This is a genomic window from Phytoamicus setariae (genome assembly GCF_016722925.1).
Taxonomy (GTDB): domain Bacteria; phylum Pseudomonadota; class Alphaproteobacteria; order Rhizobiales; family Rhizobiaceae; genus Rhizobium_E; species Rhizobium_E setariae.
Window position 1 is genome coordinate 134,184 of sequence record NZ_JAEQNC010000014.1, and the last position, 20,390, is coordinate 154,573.

Genomic DNA, 20,390 nt, shown 5'->3' on the forward strand with positions numbered 1-20,390 from the left:
GCTTTCCGTTGGCGCGCCGGCGCGATGGGCCTATAGATGTGCGATGAACAGCTTGATTCGTATCATCGGCATCGATCCGGGCCTGCGCCGTACGGGCTGGGGCATTATCGAGACCCTTGGCAATTCGTTGAAATTTGTCGCGTCCGGCACGGTCAAGTCTGACGACAAGGCCGATCTGGCGTCACGCCTTTGCCAGCTTCACGACGGGCTGGCCGAAGTCATCCATTCCTATCAACCGCATGAAGCTGCGGTGGAGCAGACCTTCGTCAACAAGGACGCAACAGCGACGCTGAAACTCGGACAGGCCCGCGGCATTGCCATGCTGGTGCCGGCGCGTGCCGGCCTGCCGGTCGCCGAATATGCGCCGAATGCAGTGAAGAAAGCGGTGATCGGCGTCGGTCACGGCGAGAAGCAGCAGATCCACATGATGCTCAAGGTGCTGATGCCGAAGGCGACATTCGTCGGCAATGATGCAGCCGATGCGCTGGCGATCGCCATCTGCCATGCCCACAATTCCGGCGGCGCACGTGCCCGGCTGAAGGCGCTTGGCGGCTAGTTTGTTCTTGACTTGTTCCTCAAGTAAGAATATTTCTTACTGAAAGGAAAGGGCGAGTTCATGCGTGTTACCTCCAGGGGTCAGGTCACCATACCACGCGATCTTCGCGAGCTTACGGGCATAAAGCCCAACAGCGAGGTCGTCTTTTCGATCGAGTCCGGAAAGCTTGTCGTGACCCCCAAGGATGGTGAGCAGCAACTTGCGGATAGAGAGCGGCTCGGCAAGTTTCTCGAAACGCTCGATCGTCTTGAAGGTACCGGCGACCAGGCTATCGATGCAGAGGCATTGATGTCTCTGACACGCGACAGATAATCCGATGGCTGTCCTCGTTGATACAAATGTTCTCGTCGATGTCGCGGTGCGTGATGAAAACTGGCTGAAGTGGTCGCGCGGGCGCTTGGCCGCGTTTGAAGGGTCGCTGATTATCAACCCGGTTATCTATGCCGAGTTTTCAGTTCGCTACGAATCCCCCGAGAAAGTCGAGCAGCTTTTACCCGAGCGCGATTTTCATCGCGAGAGCCTGCCCTGGACGGCGGCGTTTGCGGCGGGTGCGGCATTTCGCAAGTATCGGCAGGCTGGAGGAGGCCGCGAAAGGGTGCTGCCGGATTTTCTGATCGGCGCCCATGCCGTTGTTCGAGGCTATTCAATCCTGACTCGCGATCCCAAAGGCTATCGCGCATATTTTCCGACTGTCGACCTTATCACTCCTGAAACCCATCCCTGAAAGCGCTCCTCCATGATCGGAAAACTCAAAGGCACTATCGAGGAAATCGGCGAGGACCACCTGCTCGTCGACGTGCACGGGGTCTGCTATGTCGCCTTCTGTTCGTCGCGCACCCTTTCCCGAGCGGGTTCGGTGGGCGAAGCGGTGGTGCTGTTCATCGAGACCTACGTGCGGGAAGACCAACTTAAGCTGTTCGGGTTCACGTCGGCGCTCGAGCGGGAGTGGTTCCGTTTGCTGCAGATCGTCCAGGGCGTTGGCTCCAAGGTCGCCCTGGCGATCCTGTCGACGCTGACACCGTCGGAGCTCGCCAATGCCATTGCGCTGCAGGACAAGACGTCGATTTCGCGCGCACCCGGCGTCGGTCCCAAGGTGGCCGTTCGTATATTGACCGAACTCAAGGCCAAGGCGCCCGCATTTGCCGGTGACAGCTCGCTCAACATCGGGCTCAAGCAGGAACTCGGGGAAGGGGTGGCTGCAGCACCTGTGGCCGATGCGGTTTCGGCGCTGACCAACCTCGGCTATTCGCGCGACCAGGCCGCAAATGCGGTGGCCGCAGCGCTGAAGAATGGCGGCGAGGGGGCGGACAGTTCCAAGCTGATCCGGCTGGGTTTGAAGGAGCTGGCGCGTTGAGTCCATTTTCATCGGTGGCCCGGGCTGCTAAGCCAGGAAAATCAAATGCCATGGAACTTCTGCAATGAGCGGTCCCAATACCCTGCTGACGCCTGAAAAGCGTGGCGACGATCTCGATACCGCGCTCCGGCCGCAGTCGCTCGACGAATTCACCGGGCAGGCCGAAGCACGCGCCAATCTCAAGATCTTCATCGAGGCGGCCAAGAACCGCGGCGAGGCGCTGGACCATGTGCTTTTTGTCGGGCCGCCCGGTCTCGGCAAGACGACGCTGGCGCAGATCATGGCCAAGGAACTGGGCGTCAATTTCCGTTCGACGTCGGGGCCGGTGATTGCCAAGGCCGGTGATCTCGCGGCGCTGCTCACCAATCTCGAAGAACGCGATGTGCTGTTCATCGACGAAATCCATCGCCTCAATCCGGCGGTCGAGGAAATCCTCTATCCCGCGATGGAGGATTACCAGCTCGACCTGATCATCGGTGAGGGGCCGGCGGCACGCTCGGTGAAGATCGACCTGTCGAAATTCACGCTGGTGGCTGCCACCACTCGCCTCGGCCTGCTCACCAATCCCCTGCGCGACCGCTTCGGCATTCCGGTGCGGCTGAATTTCTATACGGTGGAGGAACTTGAGCTGATCGTCCGGCGGGGCGCCCGGCTGATGGGACTTGGCATGACCGATGAGGGCGCGCGCGAAATCGCACGACGGGCGCGCGGCACGCCGCGCATTGCCGGTCGCCTGCTGCGGCGCGTGCGTGACTTTGCCGAGGTGGCGAAGGCCGAGGCGGTAACGCGCGAGATCGCCGACATGGCGCTCACCCGGCTCGATGTCGACCATATGGGATTTGACCAGCTCGACCGGCGTTATCTTGTTATGATCGCCACCAATTTTGGCGGTGGCCCGGTGGGCATCGAGACGATATCGGCCGGCCTGTCGGAACCGCGCGACGCCATCGAGGACATTATCGAACCTTATCTCATCCAGCAGGGTTTCATCCAGCGCACGCCACGCGGCCGTGTTTTGACCGCAAATGCGTGGAAGCATCTCGGTCTCACCCCGCCGGCCAATCTGTCGGTTACACAGTTCGCGCTGTTTCAGGACGAGGACTAATTGCTCACCAGGCGACGGTTTCTGAAACTCGTTTTGAGCGGAATCGTCGCTGGTGCGGCCTTCATCGGTTTTCCGGTGACGGAAGCGATGGCCACGCCAAGGATCACCCGCTATGCGTTCCGGCCGCCGAACTGGACGCGGGGGCTCAACTTGAAGATTGTCGTCCTTTCCGATTTTCACGCCTGCGAGCCATGGATGACTGCCGAACGCGTTGGCGCGATTTGCGCCCAGGCCAATGCGCTTCAGCCGGATCTCATCCTGCTGCTGGGCGACTATGTCGCCGCCACGCAGTTCGTGACAGGAGAGACTGATCCGGCAAGCTGGGCGCATGCGCTTGCTGAACTCAAAGCGCCGCTGGGCGTTCACGCGATCATGGGCAATCACGACTATTGGCACGATCTTGCTTTTCAGCGAGATCCGGCGCGACCGGCCCTGGCGGAAACCGCTCTCAGGAATGCCGGCATTCCCGTCTATATCAACGAGGCCGTGCGGCTTGACAAAGACGGCCATCCGTTCTGGCTCGCGGGGTTGGGCGATCAGCTTGCCATGCGCAGTCACGGGCTCGACGACCTGTCGGGTACTCTGGGGCAGATCACCGACATGGCACCGGTCGTCCTGCTTGCCCACGAGCCGGATATTTTTCCTCAAGTCCCGGAGCGCGTGCAACTGACGCTGTCAGGACACACACATGGCGGGCAGGTCAACTTCTTCGGCTGGGCGCCGATAGTACCTTCACGTTTCGGTCGCCGCTATCTTGGCGGACACATCGTGGAAAATGGCAATCACATCATCGTCTCGCGCGGATTGGGCTGCACCGGACTGCCGGTCCGTTTCGGCGCGTGGCCGGAGATTGTTGAAATCGATCTGGGTTGATACGAAGCGGACGGCCAATGGCCGCCCGCTGAGCGTGGACCTTGCAGCCGTGGGTTTACGGCTTGACGCGCTTGCCGGTCTTGATGCTGGCGAGCGCGGCGTCTGCAAGCTGGAGCGCCAGCAGGCCATCCGTGCCATTGGGGCTGATCGCCGAACCTTTTTCGATGGCCGAGATGAAGGAGGCGATTTCGTTTGCGTAGGCCTCGGTGTAGCGGGTCATGAAGAAGTCGTGCAGCGGCGGGCGCGTGTAGCCGTCGCCATTGGCGATTTCGATCGACACTGGGCGCTGGTTTTCTGCCGACACGACGCCCTTGGAGCCATGCACCTCGATGCGCTGGTCATAGCCGTAGGTGGCACGGCGGGAATTGGTGATGACTGCCTGTCTGCCGGAGGCCGTTTCCAGGATGACGGTGGCGGAATCGTAATCGCCGGCCTCGCCGATCGCGGGATCGACCAACACCGCAGCGTGTGCGCTCACCGAGCTGATTTCTTCGCCGAGCAGGAAACGGGCCATGTCGAAATCATGGATGGTCATGTCGCGGAAGATGCCGCCTGAGCGCTTGATGTAGTCCACCGGCGGTGCGCCCGGATCGCGCGAGGTGATCGTGACCATCTCAACTGTGCCAATCCTGCCATCATCGATTGCCTTGCGCACGGCCATGAAATGCGGATCGAAGCGACGATTGAAGCCAACCATGAGCTTGGCGCCGGTTTCCTCGACCACCTTGAGGCATTCCCTTACGCGCTGGGCGTCGAGATCGACAGGCTTTTCGCAGAAGATCGCCTTGCCAGCGCGCGAAAATCGTTCGATCAGGTCCGCATGCGTGTCGGTCGGAGTGCAGATGATGACCGCGTCGATATCATTGGCCACTTCGATCTGGCTGATAGATCGCACCTCCGCAGCGTATTGTGTGGCAACGGCAGTCGCTGCGTCGGCCATCGCGTCAGCCACCGCTACGAGTTTCGCGTCGGGATTGCCGCTGACCGCCTTCGCATGCACCTTGCCAATCCGGCCTGCGCCGAGGACACCAAATCTAACCGTCATCGCTTTGCTCTCTGTTTGCCCGGCAACGCCGGTCCGTTCGTTGTCCACCATGAAACGCGCAGCCCTCGCGCTGCTGCCGGAATATCATGGAAAAGTGTCGGAAGTTACGGAACGCCTTGGCACTCCATACAGCCTCCTGCTTCCTCCATATCAAAATGGAACGAGTTGCTCAATGCGCTGAATATGGAATGCATATTCTATTTTGCATCGGTATTTCACGTTGCCCCTTGCGCGCTTGCCGATGTGACCCAGATATGCGAAGGCCATCACAAGACACTTGGGGGAACTCGACGCCATGGCGCCGAAAAATAACAAAACGCCGTTCTATCTGATCGACACCGGAAGCACGTTCTACAAGCCAATGTGGATCAGGGCGGTGATTTGCGTCTTGGTGGCGCTATGGGCGGCGCTGGAAGTCTTTGCCAAGAATCCTTTCTGGTCGGTGATTTCCCTCGCGCTGGCGGTCTACTGTGTCTATGTGCTTTTCATCAGTTACAAGCCGCCGGTCGAACAACCCGTCGTGGCCAGGCCCGACGATGAAGATGACGATGCTGACAGCGACGCGCCCAAGGCAGAATAGACTCAGGTTTTTTCAAGTTTCGCCAAAGCCCGGTCGGTGAGCAGATTGGCAATCGTCATCCGCAATGTGGCGACGGCGCGGTATTCCGGCGCGACCCGGTCAGGGTGATTGTCGCGAGCGAACCTGCGGCGCCTTTCACGCAGCTGTCGGGCAGTGAGCTTTTCATCAAGGTCCAGATCCTCAGCAATTTCAGCGTCGGTGAGGCGATCCAGCCAAATGGGCTTTTCGAGCCCCGGTGGGATGATGTGTTGTTCAGAGGCGAGCGCAGGATCGTCATCAAAGCCAAAGCCCCCGAACAGGGTGGCCGGATCGCTCTCGGCAAGATCATCCAAATAGGAAGGACGTCCGACGAAGCCGCCGTTGAGCCCGCGCACGGCGGGGGCTACGACGTCTTCGTCATCTGCTTCCTGCTGTCTGGCGTCGAGACCTGCAAGCACGGTCTCAAACAGCGATTTTCCGAACACGGTCATGGCGACTCCTCGTCGGGCATCTTGGCAGCATGCGGTTAAGCGAAGCTGACGTCGCTGCTGAGTTGTCCTTCTTCGAGGATGAGATCGTGCAAGAGCTTGGCTGATGGCGGCAGGGCGCGCCCTTGGGCGGTGATCAGGCTATAGGGCTGCAGGACGATCTCGAAATCGGTGGAGAGAATGGCAATTTCGCCCATGCGGCTTTGCTGGCTGGCGATGAAGCGGGCCACATCCTCGGCAATCGGGGCGATGGCATCGCTTTCGCAGACCAATGCCATGGTCAGCAGTACGGAGGATGTGCTGACGACGTTTGCTGGTAGTGGAATGTCCTTTTGCAGGAACATCAATTCCATTTCCCGTCTGAGCAGCGTGTTTGCCGGTTGGAATACCCAGTCATAGGTGCTCAGCTCCTCCAGCGTCGAAACCGGGCGCCGCAGCGCCGGGTGGCCCGACCGTACGATGAGACAGGCTTTTTCCACGCCGAGCGGGATGGCGCGAAATAGGCCGGGGTTCAGGTCATCGGGAATGCGTCCGATGACGAAGTCGTAGCGCGCAGCGATCAGGTCACGGGCCAGTACATTGCTCGTTTCCACCTGGCAGTTGATCGAGATTGCGGGGTAGATGGTCCGCACCTTCCTGATCGCAGGTACGGCAAGGCCGATGGCTGGTGCCGTCACCGATCCCATGCTGACCGATCCGCCGTATCCGGTCCTGAGTTCGGTGATCTCCCTGTTAGCCTCACGGATCTCGAGCAGGATGGAACGGGCACGGCGTGCCAGCGCCTCGCCGAAGCGCGTCATGATCACTCCCTTCGCCGCGCGCTCGCACAATGGTGCCTTGAGAATGCTTTCGGCCTCATGCAGCATGCGGGAAGCCGCAGGTTGGGATATGTTTAGCGCATCGGCCGCAGCACTTACCTGTCCGTGTTCGGCGATTGCCGAGATCAGCCTGAGATGGTTAAGCTTCAGGCCCGCCTTGATCAGAAAATCGTCCTCGTTTTCAGCTGGATAGCCAGCCTTGCGGACGCTTGGAGATTTTTCCAGATGTTTTGGCTTCGAGTCCATTTCCGGCTTCCATTTGAAAAGTATGACTTTTTGGTTATTATATCAAAATCGGTATGTCTTGCTATGCTATTTGTATTTGACAGTTATAAAAGATTGATAGCAGTTTGCGCGAGAACGCATGGGGGAAAGAGGAGGAGTTCCGAACCGGCATCGTAAGCGCCTTTCTGAAAGGCGGGTGCGGAGGGATCGGCTTGCCTTCCAGCCATTGTGTTTGTCCAGCGGGCGATGCCAGTCGCCCGTCGCAGTAACTAGGGAGAGAACCAAATGAAACTCGTGACATCGCTGCTCGCAGCGGCAGCTATTTCTGTCGCCTCGTTCGTCGCACCGGCATTTGCCGACAAGGGCGTCGTTGGCATATCCATGCCGACCAAAACCTCCACCCGCTGGATTTCCGACGGCGAAACCATGGAAAAGCTCTTCAAGGACGCCGGCTACACGCCTGACCTGCAGTTTGCGGACGACGACATTCCGAACCAGCTTTCGCAGATCGAGAACATGGTCACCAAGGGTGCCAAGGTGCTCGTGATCGGCGCCATTGACGGCACGACGCTTTCTGACATCCTGCAGAAGGCCCATGATGCAGGCGTCAAGGTCATCGCTTACGACCGTCTGATCCGCGATTCGGGCAATGTCGATTACTACGCGACATTCGACAATTTCCAGGTCGGCGTCCTGCAGGCGAGCTCGCTGGTCCAGGGCCTTGCGCTCGACAAGGCTAGCGGCCCGAAGAACGTCGAACTGTTCGGCGGCTCGCCCGACGACAACAATGCCTTCTTCTTCTATGACGGCGCGATGTCGGTTCTGCAGCCGCTGATCGATGCCAAGAAGATCGAGATCAAGTCCGGCCAGATGGGCATGGACCAGGTCGGCACGCTGCGCTGGGACGGTGCTGTCGCACAGGCCCGCATGGAAAACCTGCTGTCCTCCACCTACACCGATGCCAAGGTCGATGGCGTCCTGTCTCCCTATGATGGCCTGTCCATCGGTATCCTGTCGGCTCTGAAAGGCGTCGGCTATGGTTCTGGCGATCTTCCGATGCCCGCTGTGACCGGTCAGGACGCCGAACTGCCGTCGGTCAAGTCGGTTCTGGCAGGTGAGCAGTATTCATCGGTGTTCAAGGATACCCGCGAACTCGCCAAGGTCACCGTCAACATGGTCGACGCGATCATGAGCGGCAAGGAACCCGAGATCAACGACACCAAGACCTACAACAATGGTGTCAAGGTCGTTCCGTCCTACCTGCTGAAGCCGGTTGCCGTCGACAAGGCCAACATCAAGGACGTCCTGGTCGGCGCCGGTTACTACACCGAAGATCAGATCAACAACTGATCCTTGATCCAAACGAAATCGAGGGTCCGCGTGCCATTGCGGACCCTTTGTCTCTTCCATTGAGAAGGCCAATAGTCGCCGGGTCCGTCATTCAAGCGGGTCGGTTGGGAATGCTTGGACATGGATAAAACTATTCTCGAAATGCGCGGCATCACCAAGACGTTTCCGGGTGTCAAAGCCCTTGATAACGTCAACCTGAAGGTTCGCGAGGGAGAAATCCACGCGTTGGTCGGCGAAAACGGCGCGGGCAAATCCACGCTCATGAAAGTGCTGAGCGGCGTCTACCCGGCCGGTAGCTACGACGGTGATATCGTCTTTGACGGTGAAGTCCGCCGGTTCGGCACGATCTCGGACAGCGAACATCTCGGCATCATCATTATTCATCAGGAGCTGGCGCTGGTGCCGCTCCTGTCCATCGCCGAAAACATCTTTCTCGGCAACGAGGTCGCCACCAAGGGCGTCATCGACTGGCCGCAGACATTTTCCCGGACCCAGGCCCTGCTAGACAAGGTCGGCCTGAGGGAAGCGCCCTCCACGCTGATCACCGATATTGGTGTCGGCAAGCAGCAGCTGGTGGAAATCGCCAAGGCACTGTCCAAGAAGGTGCGATTGCTGATCCTGGACGAACCGACCGCGTCGCTTAACGAAACGGATTCCGATGCCCTGTTGACGCTGTTGATGGAGTTCCGGAAGCAGGGGATGACCTCGATTATCATCTCGCACAAGCTCAACGAGGTGAAGAAGGTCGCCGATCAGGTCACCGTGCTGCGTGACGGTACGACGGTGGAGACGCTTGATGCGGGCACCCAGGACATCAGCGAGGACCGCATCATCAAGGGGATGGTCGGTCGCGAACTGAACGACCGGTATCCGCCGCGTGAAGCCAGCGTCGGCAGTACGATCTTCGAAGTGAAGAACTGGAACGTCTTTCACCAAAACCACCGTGACCGGCAGTTCCTGCACAACGTGAACCTCAACGTCAAGGCGGGCGAAGTCGTCGGCATTGCCGGCCTGATGGGTGCGGGGCGCACTGAAACGGCCATGAGCATTTTCGGTCGGGCCTGGGGGCACAAGATTACCGGCGAGGTGTTCATGCACGGCAAACCGGTCGATGTGAGCACCATTCCCAAAGCGATTGACGCAGGCCTCGCCTATGTCACTGAGGACCGCAAGCAGCTGGGTCTCGTGCTGATCAACAACATCATGCAGAACACGACGCTTTCCAACCTCGATGCAGTTTCGAATGCGGGCGTCATTGACAACCATGCCGAGGCCAAGGTCGCGACCGACTACCGTTCGCGGCTCCGTATCCGCTCGCATTCGATCTACCAGGAGGCGGTCAACCTGTCGGGCGGAAACCAGCAGAAGGTTGTGCTGTCGAAGTGGCTGTTCACCAATCCGGACCTGCTGATCCTCGACGAGCCAACGCGTGGCATCGATGTCGGCGCCAAATATGAAATCTACACCATCATCAACCAGCTTGCAGCAGAAGGCAAAGGCATCCTGATGATCTCATCGGAAATGCCCGAACTGCTCGGCACCTGCGATCGCATCTACGTGATGAACGAAGGGCGCATGGTCGCGGAGCTTTCCAAAGCGGAAGCAAGCCAGGAATCCATCATGCGCGCTATCATGCGTTCCGGGGAGAAGCACTAATGGTCTCGGAAACCACCACAGCAAAAACCAGCCCGTCCATCAGCGAATATCTCAGGAAGAACATCCGCGAATACGGCCTGCTGGTCGCACTTGTCGTCATCATGCTGTTTTTCCAGATCGTGACCGGCGGGGTGCTGTTTCGTCCCGTCAACATTACGAATCTGGTGCTGCAGAACAGCTTCATCGTCATTATGGCGCTAGGTATGCTTCTGATCATTGTCGCCGGTCATATCGATCTGTCCGTTGGCTCGATCGTGGCGCTCGTCGGCGGTCTATCGGCGATCATGCTGGTGAAGTGGGGTATTCATTTCGCCATCGTCATTCCGGTGTGTCTCATTCTGGGGGGGCTGCTTGGCGCGGCGCAAGGCTACTGGGTCGCCTATCAGAAAATACCGGCCTTCATCGTTACGCTCGCAGGCATGCTGGTGTTCCGCGGCCTGACCTATCTTGTGCTGCAGAACCGGCCGATCGGCCCGTTTCCGAAGGACTTCCAGATGCTGTCGACCGGGTTCGTCCCGGACCTGCTGCCGTTTACCGATCCTTCGACCAGCTTCATCAAGAACTATTTTGCGCTGGTAATCATCGTGGCGCTGGTGGCACTGGCTATCTACAACGGTTTCCGCAAGCGCCGCACCAACGAACTGCACGGGTCGGAAAATGAGCCATTCGTGTTCTTTGCCCTGCAGATGGCGATCATCAGCATCGTGTCGATTTTCCTCGGCTTCCAGCTTTCGACCTATCGCGGCCTGCCGAACGTGCTCGTTGTCATGGGCCTGCTGATTGCCTTCTACACCTTCATCACCACACGTTCGACCATCGGTCGGCGCATCTTTGCGATGGGCGGCAACGAGAAAGCGGCGAAGCTTTCCGGCATCAACACCGAGCGGCTGACCTTCTATGCCTTCGTCAATATGGGTGTGCTGGCCGCATTGGCGGGCATGATCATCGCGGCGCGCCTGAACTCGGCCACGCCCAAGGCCGGCGTTGGATTCGAACTTGACGTGATCGCGGCCTGTTTCATCGGCGGCGCCTCGGCCTCCGGCGGCGTCGGCAAGATCACCGGAGCAGTCATCGGTGCCTTCATCATGGGCGTGATGAACAACGGCATGTCGATCATGGGCCTGGGCATCGATTACCAGCAGCTTGTGAAAGGCCTGGTGCTGCTCGCAGCCGTGTATTTCGACGTCTACAACAAAAGAAAAGGCTGAGGAAGAAACAGCCGGTCCGGGCTGTGCCCGCCAGTTCAGTATGCCATGCGCGGGGCAGGGTTGCCTGCCTCGAACGCCGGTGGCTTGCCAGTTGAAAGGATAAGAACGTGCTCATTTCCCAGATCAAGGACGGCAAAGGTGGCATCATCGTCGCCGCGCGCGAAGTCGGCGGCGAAGCCCGCGCCGTCAATGGCGCTGCCAGCGTGCATGCGCTGGCGATGGAAGCTGCAAAGGCGGGCAAGTCGCTTGTCTCCGTCATCGAAGCGCATGGTCTCGGCGATGTTGTCGATCTGCTGAAGGCGCGCGACGAAGGCCGTTTCCTGCCGCCGATCACCCATGGCGATCCGGCACATCTGCATCTGACCGGCACCGGGCTCACCCATCTCGGTTCGGCTGCTACCCGCGATTCCATGCACAAGAAGGCAACGGAAGCTGCCGAGGAAACGCTGACCGATTCCATGAAGATGTTCCGGATGGGGCTTGAAAACGGCAAGCCCAAGCCCGGCGAAAAGGGCGTACAGCCCGAATGGTTCTACAAGGGCAACGGCACGCAGGCGGTTGCCGGCGAGCAACCGCTCGTCTCGCCCTCGTTCGCGCTCGATGGCGGCGAGGAGCCGGAAATGGCCGGCATCTATGTGATCGGCGAGGATGGTACGCCGTTCCGGGTCGGCTTTGCCGTGTCGAACGAGTTTTCGGACCACGTCACCGAGCGGATCAACTACCTCTATCTTGCCCATTCCAAGTTGCGCCAGGCGAGCTTCGGGCCGGAAATCCGCATCGGTGTACCGCCGGAGGACATTCGCGGCACTTCGCGCATTCGTCGCGGCGACAAGGTGATCTTCGAAAAGCCGTTCCTGTCGGGCGAAGCGAACATGTCGCACACATTCGCCAATCTCGAATATCATCACTTCAAATACGAGCTGTTTCGCCAACCCGGCGAGGTGCATGTGCACATGTTCGGCACGGCAACGCTGTCGTTTGCGGACGGTGTCAAGCCCGAAGCCGGGGATGTGTTCGAAATCGAGGTTCCCGAATTTGGACTTGCGCTGCGCAATCCACTGAAGATCGCGGCGGAGCAAGACATCACGGTTCGGATACTCTGAACGCGACCGCCTCCCAATTGCACCGACAAGACGTCCGGATACCGGACAAAGGAATGAACCAATGAAAAAGAAAGCTGAATGGCCGCGCAGGCTGAGATCCTACGACTGGTTCGGCGGCACCGGCAAGAACGCGATCATGCATCGCTCTTGGATGAAGAACCAGGGCTTGCCTGCCGACACCTTCGACGGCCGGCCGATCATCGGCATCTGCAACACCTGGTCCGAGCTTACGCCCTGCAACGCGCATCTGCGCGATCTTGCCGAGCGCGTGAAGCGCGGTGTTTATGAGGCGGGTGGCTTCCCCGTGGAATTTCCGGTCTTCTCTGTCGGCGAAAGCACGCTTCGCCCGACGGCGATGATGTTTCGCAATCTCGCAGCCATGGATGTCGAGGAAGCGATCCGCGGCAATCCGGTCGACGGCGTGGTGCTGCTCGGCGGCTGCGACAAGACCACGCCGAGCTTGCTGATGGGCGCGGCTTCGGTCGATATTCCGGTCATTCTGGTTTCCGGTGGCCCGATGCTGAACGGCAAGTGGCGCGGCAAGGATGTCGGTTCGGGCACTGCCGTCTGGCAGTTCTCCGAAATGGTCAAGTCCGGCGAAATGACGCTTGAGGAGTTCATGGATGCGGAGCAGGGCATGGCCCGTTCGGCCGGCAGCTGCATGACCATGGGCACGGCGTCGACCATGGCGTCGATGGCCGAAGCGCTGGGCATGACATTGCCCGGCAATGCCGCGATCCCGGCTGTCGATGCACGTCGTCGCGTCATCTCGCAGCTGTCGGGGCGGCGCATCGTCGACATGGTCAAGGAGGATCTGAAGCCGTCCGACATCCTGACCAAGGAAGCGTTCGAAAACGCCATCCGCGTCAATGGCGCCGTTGGCGGCTCGACCAATGCGGTGCTGCATCTTTTGGCACTCGCAGGTCGTATCGGGGTGGAGCTGTCGCTCGACGATTGGGATCGCCTCGGTCGCGACGTGCCGACGATCGTCAACCTCCAGCCGTCCGGCAAGCATCTGATGGAAGAGTTCTACTATGCGGGTGGCCTGCCGGTGGTCATCAAGGCTGTCGGCGAAATGGGCATTCTGCACAAGGATGCGATCACCGTCACCGGCGATACGATCTGGAACGGCGTCAAGGACGTGGTCAACTACAACGACGACGTCATTCTACCGCGGGAAAAGGCGCTGACGCAGTCGGGTGGCATCGCGGTGCTTCGCGGCAATCTCGCACCCAAGGGTGCGGTGCTGAAGCCGTCGGCGGCATCTCCCCATCTGATGCAGCACAAGGGGCGGGCGGTGGTGTTCGAAAGCATCGAGGACTACCATGCCCGCATCAACAGGGACGATCTCGACATCGACGAGACCTGCATCATGGTGCTGAAATACTGCGGTCCGAAGGGTTATCCCGGCATGGCCGAAGTCGGCAATATGGGGCTTCCTCCTAAGGTGCTGAAGAAGGGCATCACGGACATGATCCGCATTTCGGACGCGCGCATGTCAGGCACTGCCTACGGCACGGTCATTCTCCATACCGCGCCGGAAGCGGCCGAAGGCGGACCGCTCGCGCTGGTCCAGAACGGCGACACGATCGCGGTCGATGTGCCGGCCCGGACGATCCAGCTGGAGGTTTCTGACGAAGAACTGGCACGCCGCCGCGCGGCTTGGGTCAAGCCCGACATGCCGATCTCAGGCGGCTACGGCAAGCTCTACATCAATACGGTGATGCAGGCGGACCAGGGCGCCGATCTCGACTTCCTGGTCGGCAAGCGCGGCGATGAGATTCCGATGGGCCGCGACAGCCATTAGCATCAGCAGGGTTCGATGGCTTGGCACGTTGGCGCCACTGTTGAGTGCCTGTTGGAACCCAAGACCAAAAGAGGCGGCCTATCGGTCGCCTCTTTTCGTTTTCCGATTAGTTCTTCAGCAATCAAAATTCATTGTACGGGTTGGCACTTGCGGTTGCTGGCCCCGCGCTGGTCGAGGTGACTGGCGCCGTCGAAGCGGCGGCAAAAGCGACGGGTGCACTTGGAGCAATCGCCTGGGGACTTGAAGCTTGCGAGAAATGGCTTAATGAGTTCTTTGCCGATACGACTTTCAAGGTAGAAAGCTGACCTTCCATTGAATGCAGCTTAATTTCTTCGGGTGTCTTGAAAATAAATCCAGTTTACCTATATAGTGAAGTATCGAAATAAATCTGTAACAATTTGCAGATATAAGAATTGGCATTCGAGCCTTCCTGCGACCACGGATGTACTGGCGCGGTTGAAGGTCAGAATGCCAGGGAGGCCAGGCTTATGCTTGGCCTTTTTCTTTTTTAGGCATCTTTCGATCTGATGTATTCGTGCGCGATTTGCTGCATCTGCGAATTGTCGAAACTCGGTCCGTGGCCGCCGTGGCCGATACGGATCTCCAGATCCAGAAGACGCGTCATCGTCCGGAGATAGGACTGCACATCGGCGCCGGGCACATCGTCCACCAGTCCTCCGACATAAATTGCGTCGCCGGAGAACAGTTCGCCATGGTGTTCGTCGAACAGGGCGATCGAACCCGGTGAATGGCCCGGCAAATGCAAGACCATGAACTTGCGATCGCCGAGATCGACGATGTCGCCTTCATCAAGCTGCTGGGTCAGCGGTGCGACCTTCAACCCGAAGTCCTCCATCCGCCAGCCGGGATAGGGGAGTTTCGCGACAGGTTGCTCCTGGGTCCGGAACCAGGATTCGACGGTGCCCGCGTCATCCATATCAGCGAAGGTGTGGGCCTCCAGTAGATGTCCTCCGCGCCTGGCATAGCGGTGAAAACTGCCGATGTGATCGACGTGGGCGTGGGTGGCGATGGCAAAAACGGGCTTTCCGGTTGCTGGCGAGACCTCCGTGAGGTCCATGACTCCGACCCCGAAATCCAGTTGGATGTCAAAATCCCGCCCCGTTATGCGAAAGCAGTTGGCACGATAGAAGCTATGCACTTGGGGTTCGGTGATCCGCAGCACAGCCCTATCCATGGCCTCAACGTTGAACCATTGGGTCATTAGGCCAGTACCTTTTCTCTGACGTCGCCGACAGCTGGCATCGTCTGGTCGAGATAGACAAGGCCCCGCATCAGCCCGCCTTCGCGTATCAGCGCCCTGTAGTCGAGGTAGCTATCGATGACGCTGACGGTGACGGGCAATCCGAAAACCGGTTTCGTCATCGCTTCCTCGAGGCTTTCCATCATCAGGTCGAGGACCGCGGCGCCCTGGCCGGCGAAGACGAGGGGGATCGGATCGAAGATGGTAAACAGATTTCTAAGCCCGGTGCCGATTGCCTTGCCTGCCGCGCGGAACGCTTGTCGCTCAGGTCCGTCGCCGGCGCGTGCGCGGGCCGCAAGTTCGGCCATTGCCGTGTCCTCCGGATCGTCTTCGGTAACGGATAACGGGTCCTCCCCATGCGCCGCCCGCCAGATTCCATATCCTCCGGCGTAGGCCTCGATGCAGCCACGGCGGCCGCAACGACACAGCGCACCGTTCGGCTCGTGGCAGACATGGCCGAACTCCACCGCCGAGGTCCGGACGCCAGAGAAGAGTTTGCCGTTGAGGTAGAGGCCCATGCCGACGCCGGTCGAAAGCAGGACGGTGGCGAAATCACTCCCGTAGCGGGCCGGTGCCTTCCAGTGAAGCGCTTCGGCGATCATGTTGCTTTCATTGTAGACCTCGACGTGAACGCCGAAAGCGGCCTCTAGGGCAGGCCCGAGCGGGACATCGGTCGCATCGGTGGCAGGCGAGGACAGAAGCGTATTGCCGTCGATATCGACGATACCCTCGGTTCCGACGATGATGCCGGACAGCGGCCCGAATCCCGGTTCTTGCATGTCCAGCAACCGCTTCAGGGTGGACGTGATCGCGTTGTTGAAGGATTCCGCGTCGAGATGCTTGGTCGGCGTTCTCTCGAACAGCGATCCGAGCGCATTGCCCGCGTAGTCGGCAACCGTCGCTTGGATTGTGTTGAGGCCGAGCACGATGACCGCGACGGTCGCATGGGCGGGATTGGGCGACAACCGAACCTGCGGACGGCCGCGTCGCTGGCTGGTGGTTTCGCCAATGGAGTGGGCGACCAGCGCGCCCCGCTCCAAAAGGCTGTTGGTGATAACAGTGACCGTGGACGCAGACAGCCCCGTGACTGCGCTGAGATCGGTGCGTGACATAGCCCCGCCGCGCCTTAGGGCCATCAAAACGCCAAACTGATTCTGACGCCGGACATCATCCTGGCGCACTATGATTGACACTGTTCCAGCTCCTCCCACTGGTCGATTCGATTCTGCATTGCGAAATTCTATCGCATTGCAGCGTTCTAATCGATTTGAAATTCATCTTGACACGGAACACGTTGTGCGTCACTACTTTTTTCGAACCTCGAAATAAAGAGGCTCAAGAGCGGTTGGCTTGGATGCCCGGTAGGAGGAGCGTTCAGGCGAAAACCTGATTTTGTTTGATGCGTTGCGCATCGGGAGGACAAGATGAAGAAATATGCTGTTGCGCTTGCTAGCGCAGTATTTGCCATGTCCATTGCCGGTCCGGTTCTGGCCAAGGACAAGACGATTGCCGTATCCTGGAAGATCTTCCAGGAAGAACGTTGGAAGACCGACGAAGCCATCATCAAGAAGATCGTCGAAGCCAACGGCGACAAGTACATCTCCGCCGACGCACAGGGATCTGCCGCCAAGCAATTGACCGACGTCGAATCCCTGATGTCGCAGGGCGCCGATGTCCTGCTGATCGTCCCCTACGATTCCGAAGCCATCATGCCGGCCGTCGAAAAGGCTGCCGCCGAAGGCATTCCGATGATCGCCTACGACGTGCAGATCGAGCATCCCTCGGTTCTCTACATGACCTTCGACAATGTCGGCGTCGGTCGTCTGATGGCCAAGGAGATCGTCAAGGTTAAGCCAGAAGGCAACTATGCCGTCATCAAGGGCGATCCGGGCGACCCGAATGCGACGTTCCTCTACAACGGCATGATCGAAGTGCTCAAGCCGAGCCTCGATTCCGGCAAGATCAAGATCGTCGGTGAAGCTTCGTCCGATGGCTGGAAGCCGGAAAATGCCCAGAAGAACATGGAACAGATCCTGACTGCCAACAACAATGCAGTCGACGCGGTGTTGTCTGAAAATGACGGCATGGCTGGCGGCGTCGTTGCTGCTCTCCAGGCGCAGGGTCTGGCCGGCACCGTTCCGGTTACCGGCCAAGACGGCGACAAGGCCGCTCTGAACCGTGTTGCCCAGGGCACCCAGCTCGTGTCGATCTGGAAAGACTCCCGCGCACTCGGCAAGATTGCTGCGGAAGCTGCCCTGATGCTGTCCGAAGGCAAGTCCATGGAAGAAGTGCCGAATGTCGGCAAGTTCAAGGACGGCGCACGCAAGGTCGAGATGAACGCTGTTCTGCTCGCACCGACGCCGATCCTGAAGGACAACCTCAATGCCGTCATCGACGCCGGCTGGGTTGACAAGGCCACCGTTTGCGCAGGCGTAGACGCTGCCAGCGTGGCTGCCTGCAAGTAATATCCGACATTGAACCGACGATCTGATGCGCCGCCTTTTTGAACCGAAAGGCGGCGCATTTTGTAAACCCGTGCCCAGGGACCAGTCGGCTCACGGATTTGCGCAGGAACTTTATTGAAGCGGGCGTTCGGGCTCTGGACAAAACGACCCGCCAAGCGAACAATCATCGACGGAGAGGATCGCAAGATCCTGGAGGACAGGGAGGCCTACGCATGTCCCAAGTACAAACCACCCATTCCGGCCCCGCGCTGGTGCAGGAGGGGCCGATTAAAACATTTCTTCGAGCAACCGAGATCGACACGCGCATGCTCGGGATGCTCGGGGCATTGCTGCTGATCTGGCTGGGCTTCCATTTCTATGGCTATTTCGCCAATGGCAACGGTGCCTTCCTGACCTATCGCAACCTGTGGAATCTTTCGGTGCAGACGTCTTCGATCACCGTCATGGCGACCGGGATGGTGCTGGTCATCGTCACCCGCAACATCGACCTGTCGGTGGGCTCGATGCTCGGCGTCACGGCCATGATGATGGGTGTGCTGCAGGTCTGGATCCTGCCGAACATTCTGGGGATCGGCCATCCTTCGATCTGGATCCTGACCGTGATATTCGGGCTGATCGCCGGTACCTTGATCGGCACGTTCCAGGGTTACCTGATCGCCTTTCTCGAGATTCCCTCCTTCATTGTTACGCTGGGAGGCCTGCTGATCTGGCGTGGTGCGGCCTGGTGGGTGGCGCGCGGCGAAACCATTGCTCCCATCGATGCGAACTTTGCGCTCATTGGCGGCGGGCCCTACGGTTCGGTCGGAGCGACCTGGAGCTGGGTTGTTGCCGTGATTGCCTGCATCGGCATCGTGGCATTGCTGGTCAACGGCCGCGCCCAACGCGCGCGCTTCGGCTTCCCCATGCGTCCACTTTGGGCTGAATATTTCATCGGCGTCGTCAGCGCCGCCATCGTTCTGGCCGCAACATTCACGATGAACAACTATTTTTGGCCAAAGGGCATCGTCAAGGAATATGCGGCTGCCCATAACCTCGATCCGGCCACCTTGGTCAATATCGGTCACGGTTGGGCTGTTCCGGTGCTGATCGCGCTGTTCGTCGTCATGGCCATGACCTTCGTGACCACCCGCACGAAATTCGGCCGTTACGTCTTTGCCATGGGCGGAAATCCGGAAGCTGCGGAGCTGGCCGGTATCAACACCCGCCGGATGACGATGCTGATCTTCTCGCTGATGGGCTTCCTGGTGGGCATTTCGGCCTGCATATCGTCGGCACGCCTGAAGGCGTCGACCGTGGCACTGGGCCAGTTCGACGAACTCTATGTGATCGCAGCAGCCGTCATCGGCGGCACGTCGCTCGCTGGTGGCTCGGGCACGATCTATGGTGCGCTGATCGGCGCGTTGGTCATGCAGTCGCTCTATTCCGGCATGGTGCTCGTCGGCTTCGACGCGGCCATCCAGAACATGGTCGTCGGTGCGGTCCTCGTGCTCGCCGTCTATATCGACACCATCTATCGTCGCCACGCCAAGTAACGGAGGATTTCAGATGAATGCTACCTACAAGAAACCCTCCGGCACTCCGCTGGTCGAAATGAAGGATGTGTCGATTGCTTTCGGCGGCATCAAGGCAGTTGATCATGCTTCGGTCGATCTGTTTCCGGGCGAGGTCGTTGCCCTTCTCGGACACAACGGCGCCGGCAAGTCGACCCTGATCAAGGTGCTCTCCGGCGCCTATCAACGCGACCATGGTGATATCTTCATCGATGGCGAAGAGGTGGCGATCAGCAATCCGCGTGACGCCAAGGCACAGGGGATCGAGACGATCTACCAGACGCTGGGACTGGCCGACAATGTCGATGCCGCTGCCAACCTGTTTCTCGGCCGCGAGATCCTGACCAAATGGGGTACGCTCGATGATGTCGCCATGGAGGCGCAGGCGCGCAAGGTGATGGGCCGGCTCAACCCCAACTTCCGCCGCTTCAAGGAGCCGGTGAAAGCGCTTTCCGGCGGTCAGCGGCAGTCGGTGGCGATCGCCCGGGCGATCATGTTCAACGCACGCATCCTGATCATGGACGAGCCGACCGCCGCGCTCGGGCCGCAGGAAACGGCCCAGGTCGGTGAACTGATCAAGGAACTGAAGAAGGACGGCATCGGCATCTTCCTGATCAGCCACGACATCCATGACGTCTTCGACCTTGCCGATCGTGTATCGGTCATGAAGAATGGCCGTGTCGTCGGCCATGCGCGTACCGAGGATGTCACCAAAGACGAAGTGCTGGGGATGATCATTCTCGGGAAATGCCCTCCGGCTGCGGAACCCGGCCCCGGAGCGATGCTCAGCTGAGTTGATATCGACGCGACAAACAACGAAATGGGCGGCGCTGCGGCGTCGCCCTTTTCGTTATGAAGTAAGTAAACCTCCACCTACGGTGGAGGACTGGACGTGTTCTACATCGTAGTTGAGAGACCTCCGTGCTTGGACCGCTATTTTATGCGCGACACAGAACGGAGGTTCTAT

General features: G+C 59.3%; 21 protein-coding genes. 16 read left to right on the top strand and 5 right to left on the bottom strand.

All coding sequences use genetic code 11. The features are described from left to right. The first annotated feature begins 43 nt into the window (after positions 1–43). The 6 genes from ruvC (at position 44) to JJB09_RS21710 (ending at position 3,888) form a co-directional block, all read left to right on the top strand. Complete coding sequence (gene ruvC, locus JJB09_RS21685) at positions 44–556, top strand: crossover junction endodeoxyribonuclease RuvC (protein ID WP_201663171.1); 513 nt, start codon at positions 44–46, stop codon at positions 554–556. Positions 557–616: 60 nt separating this feature from the next. Next, on the top strand, positions 617–868 hold the full coding sequence (locus JJB09_RS21690) for an AbrB/MazE/SpoVT family DNA-binding domain-containing protein (RefSeq protein WP_201663172.1): 252 nt from the start codon (positions 617–619) through the stop codon (positions 866–868). A 4-nt stretch (positions 869–872) separates the two neighbouring features. Continuing rightward, the gene (locus JJB09_RS21695) at positions 873–1,280 is read left to right on the top strand and encodes a type II toxin-antitoxin system VapC family toxin (protein WP_201663173.1); all 408 of its coding nucleotides are present in this window, start codon (positions 873–875) and stop codon (positions 1,278–1,280) included. 12 nt (positions 1,281–1,292) lie between these two features. Next, positions 1,293–1,910, top strand: coding sequence for a Holliday junction branch migration protein RuvA (ruvA, locus tag JJB09_RS21700; RefSeq protein ID WP_201663174.1), 618 nt, complete (start codon positions 1,293–1,295; stop codon positions 1,908–1,910). 64 nt (positions 1,911–1,974) lie between these two features. Then, positions 1,975–3,015 (top strand): Holliday junction branch migration DNA helicase RuvB, encoded by a 1,041-nt coding sequence (gene ruvB / locus JJB09_RS21705; RefSeq protein ID WP_201663175.1) that lies wholly within the window; start codon positions 1,975–1,977, stop codon positions 3,013–3,015. Further along, complete coding sequence (locus tag JJB09_RS21710; RefSeq protein ID WP_201663176.1) at positions 3,016–3,888, top strand: metallophosphoesterase; 873 nt, start codon at positions 3,016–3,018, stop codon at positions 3,886–3,888. Between the two features lie 55 nt (positions 3,889–3,943). Here the strand turns inward: JJB09_RS21710 and iolG are convergent, their stop codons facing one another. Beyond that, complete coding sequence (gene iolG, locus JJB09_RS21715; protein WP_201663177.1) at positions 3,944–4,933, bottom strand: inositol 2-dehydrogenase; 990 nt, start codon at positions 4,931–4,933, stop codon at positions 3,944–3,946. A gap of 295 nt (positions 4,934–5,228) precedes the next feature. On the opposite strand from iolG, the gene JJB09_RS21720 reads away from it, so the two are divergent. Further along, positions 5,229–5,513 carry a hypothetical protein gene (locus JJB09_RS21720; protein WP_201663178.1) on the top strand — a complete coding sequence of 95 codons (285 nt, stop codon included), beginning with the start codon at positions 5,229–5,231 and terminating at the stop codon, positions 5,511–5,513. A 2-nt stretch (positions 5,514–5,515) separates the two neighbouring features. Here the strand turns inward: JJB09_RS21720 and JJB09_RS21725 are convergent, their stop codons facing one another. Further along, entirely contained in the window at positions 5,516–5,983 is a 468-nt protein-coding gene (locus JJB09_RS21725) for a hypothetical protein (protein ID WP_201663179.1), read from the bottom strand. A gap of 35 nt (positions 5,984–6,018) precedes the next feature. Then, positions 6,019–7,044, bottom strand: a complete 1,026-nt coding sequence (locus tag JJB09_RS21730) for a LysR family transcriptional regulator (RefSeq protein ID WP_201663180.1) — start codon at positions 7,042–7,044, stop codon at positions 6,019–6,021. Positions 7,045–7,308: 264 nt separating this feature from the next. Between JJB09_RS21730 and chvE the strand changes: the two genes are divergently transcribed. The 6 genes from chvE (at position 7,309) to JJB09_RS21760 (ending at position 14,452) form a co-directional block, all read left to right on the top strand. Further along, entirely contained in the window at positions 7,309–8,373 is a 1,065-nt protein-coding gene (chvE, locus tag JJB09_RS21735; RefSeq protein WP_201663181.1) for a multiple monosaccharide ABC transporter substrate-binding protein, read from the top strand. Between the two features lie 120 nt (positions 8,374–8,493). Next, positions 8,494–10,029: a multiple monosaccharide ABC transporter ATP-binding protein gene (gene mmsA / locus JJB09_RS21740; protein ID WP_201663182.1), complete on the top strand. Its 1,536-nt coding sequence runs from the start codon at positions 8,494–8,496 to the stop codon at positions 10,027–10,029. Next, positions 10,029–11,237: a multiple monosaccharide ABC transporter permease gene (gene mmsB, locus JJB09_RS21745; protein ID WP_201663183.1), complete on the top strand. Its 1,209-nt coding sequence runs from the start codon at positions 10,029–10,031 to the stop codon at positions 11,235–11,237. The genes mmsA and mmsB overlap by 1 nt, the downstream gene beginning before the upstream one ends. A gap of 107 nt (positions 11,238–11,344) precedes the next feature. Then, positions 11,345–12,340 (top strand): AraD1 family protein, encoded by a 996-nt coding sequence (araD1, locus tag JJB09_RS21750; protein WP_201663184.1) that lies wholly within the window; start codon positions 11,345–11,347, stop codon positions 12,338–12,340. 61 nt (positions 12,341–12,401) lie between these two features. After that, positions 12,402–14,147, top strand: coding sequence for an L-arabinonate dehydratase (gene araD, locus JJB09_RS21755; protein ID WP_201663185.1), 1,746 nt, complete (start codon positions 12,402–12,404; stop codon positions 14,145–14,147). Between the two features lie 131 nt (positions 14,148–14,278). Beyond that, positions 14,279–14,452 carry a hypothetical protein gene (locus tag JJB09_RS21760; protein WP_201663186.1) on the top strand — a complete coding sequence of 58 codons (174 nt, stop codon included), beginning with the start codon at positions 14,279–14,281 and terminating at the stop codon, positions 14,450–14,452. A gap of 203 nt (positions 14,453–14,655) precedes the next feature. Here the strand turns inward: JJB09_RS21760 and JJB09_RS21765 are convergent, their stop codons facing one another. Together JJB09_RS21765 and JJB09_RS21770 are read right to left on the bottom strand one after the other, a co-directional pair. After that, positions 14,656–15,225, bottom strand: coding sequence for an MBL fold metallo-hydrolase (locus JJB09_RS21765; protein ID WP_343229071.1), 570 nt, complete (start codon positions 15,223–15,225; stop codon positions 14,656–14,658). A gap of 143 nt (positions 15,226–15,368) precedes the next feature. Next, complete coding sequence (locus JJB09_RS21770; protein WP_201663188.1) at positions 15,369–16,520, bottom strand: ROK family protein; 1,152 nt, start codon at positions 16,518–16,520, stop codon at positions 15,369–15,371. A gap of 354 nt (positions 16,521–16,874) precedes the next feature. Between JJB09_RS21770 and JJB09_RS21775 the strand changes: the two genes are divergently transcribed. From JJB09_RS21775 to JJB09_RS21785, 3 genes are all read left to right on the top strand, one after another. After that, on the top strand, positions 16,875–17,873 hold the full coding sequence (locus tag JJB09_RS21775; protein WP_246748880.1) for a substrate-binding domain-containing protein: 999 nt from the start codon (positions 16,875–16,877) through the stop codon (positions 17,871–17,873). Between the two features lie 212 nt (positions 17,874–18,085). Further along, on the top strand, positions 18,086–19,405 hold the full coding sequence (locus tag JJB09_RS21780; RefSeq protein ID WP_201663190.1) for a sugar ABC transporter permease: 1,320 nt from the start codon (positions 18,086–18,088) through the stop codon (positions 19,403–19,405). Positions 19,406–19,418: 13 nt separating this feature from the next. Beyond that, positions 19,419–20,216, top strand: a complete 798-nt coding sequence (locus JJB09_RS21785; protein WP_201663191.1) for an ATP-binding cassette domain-containing protein — start codon at positions 19,419–19,421, stop codon at positions 20,214–20,216. Positions 20,217–20,390 lie beyond the last annotated feature (174 nt).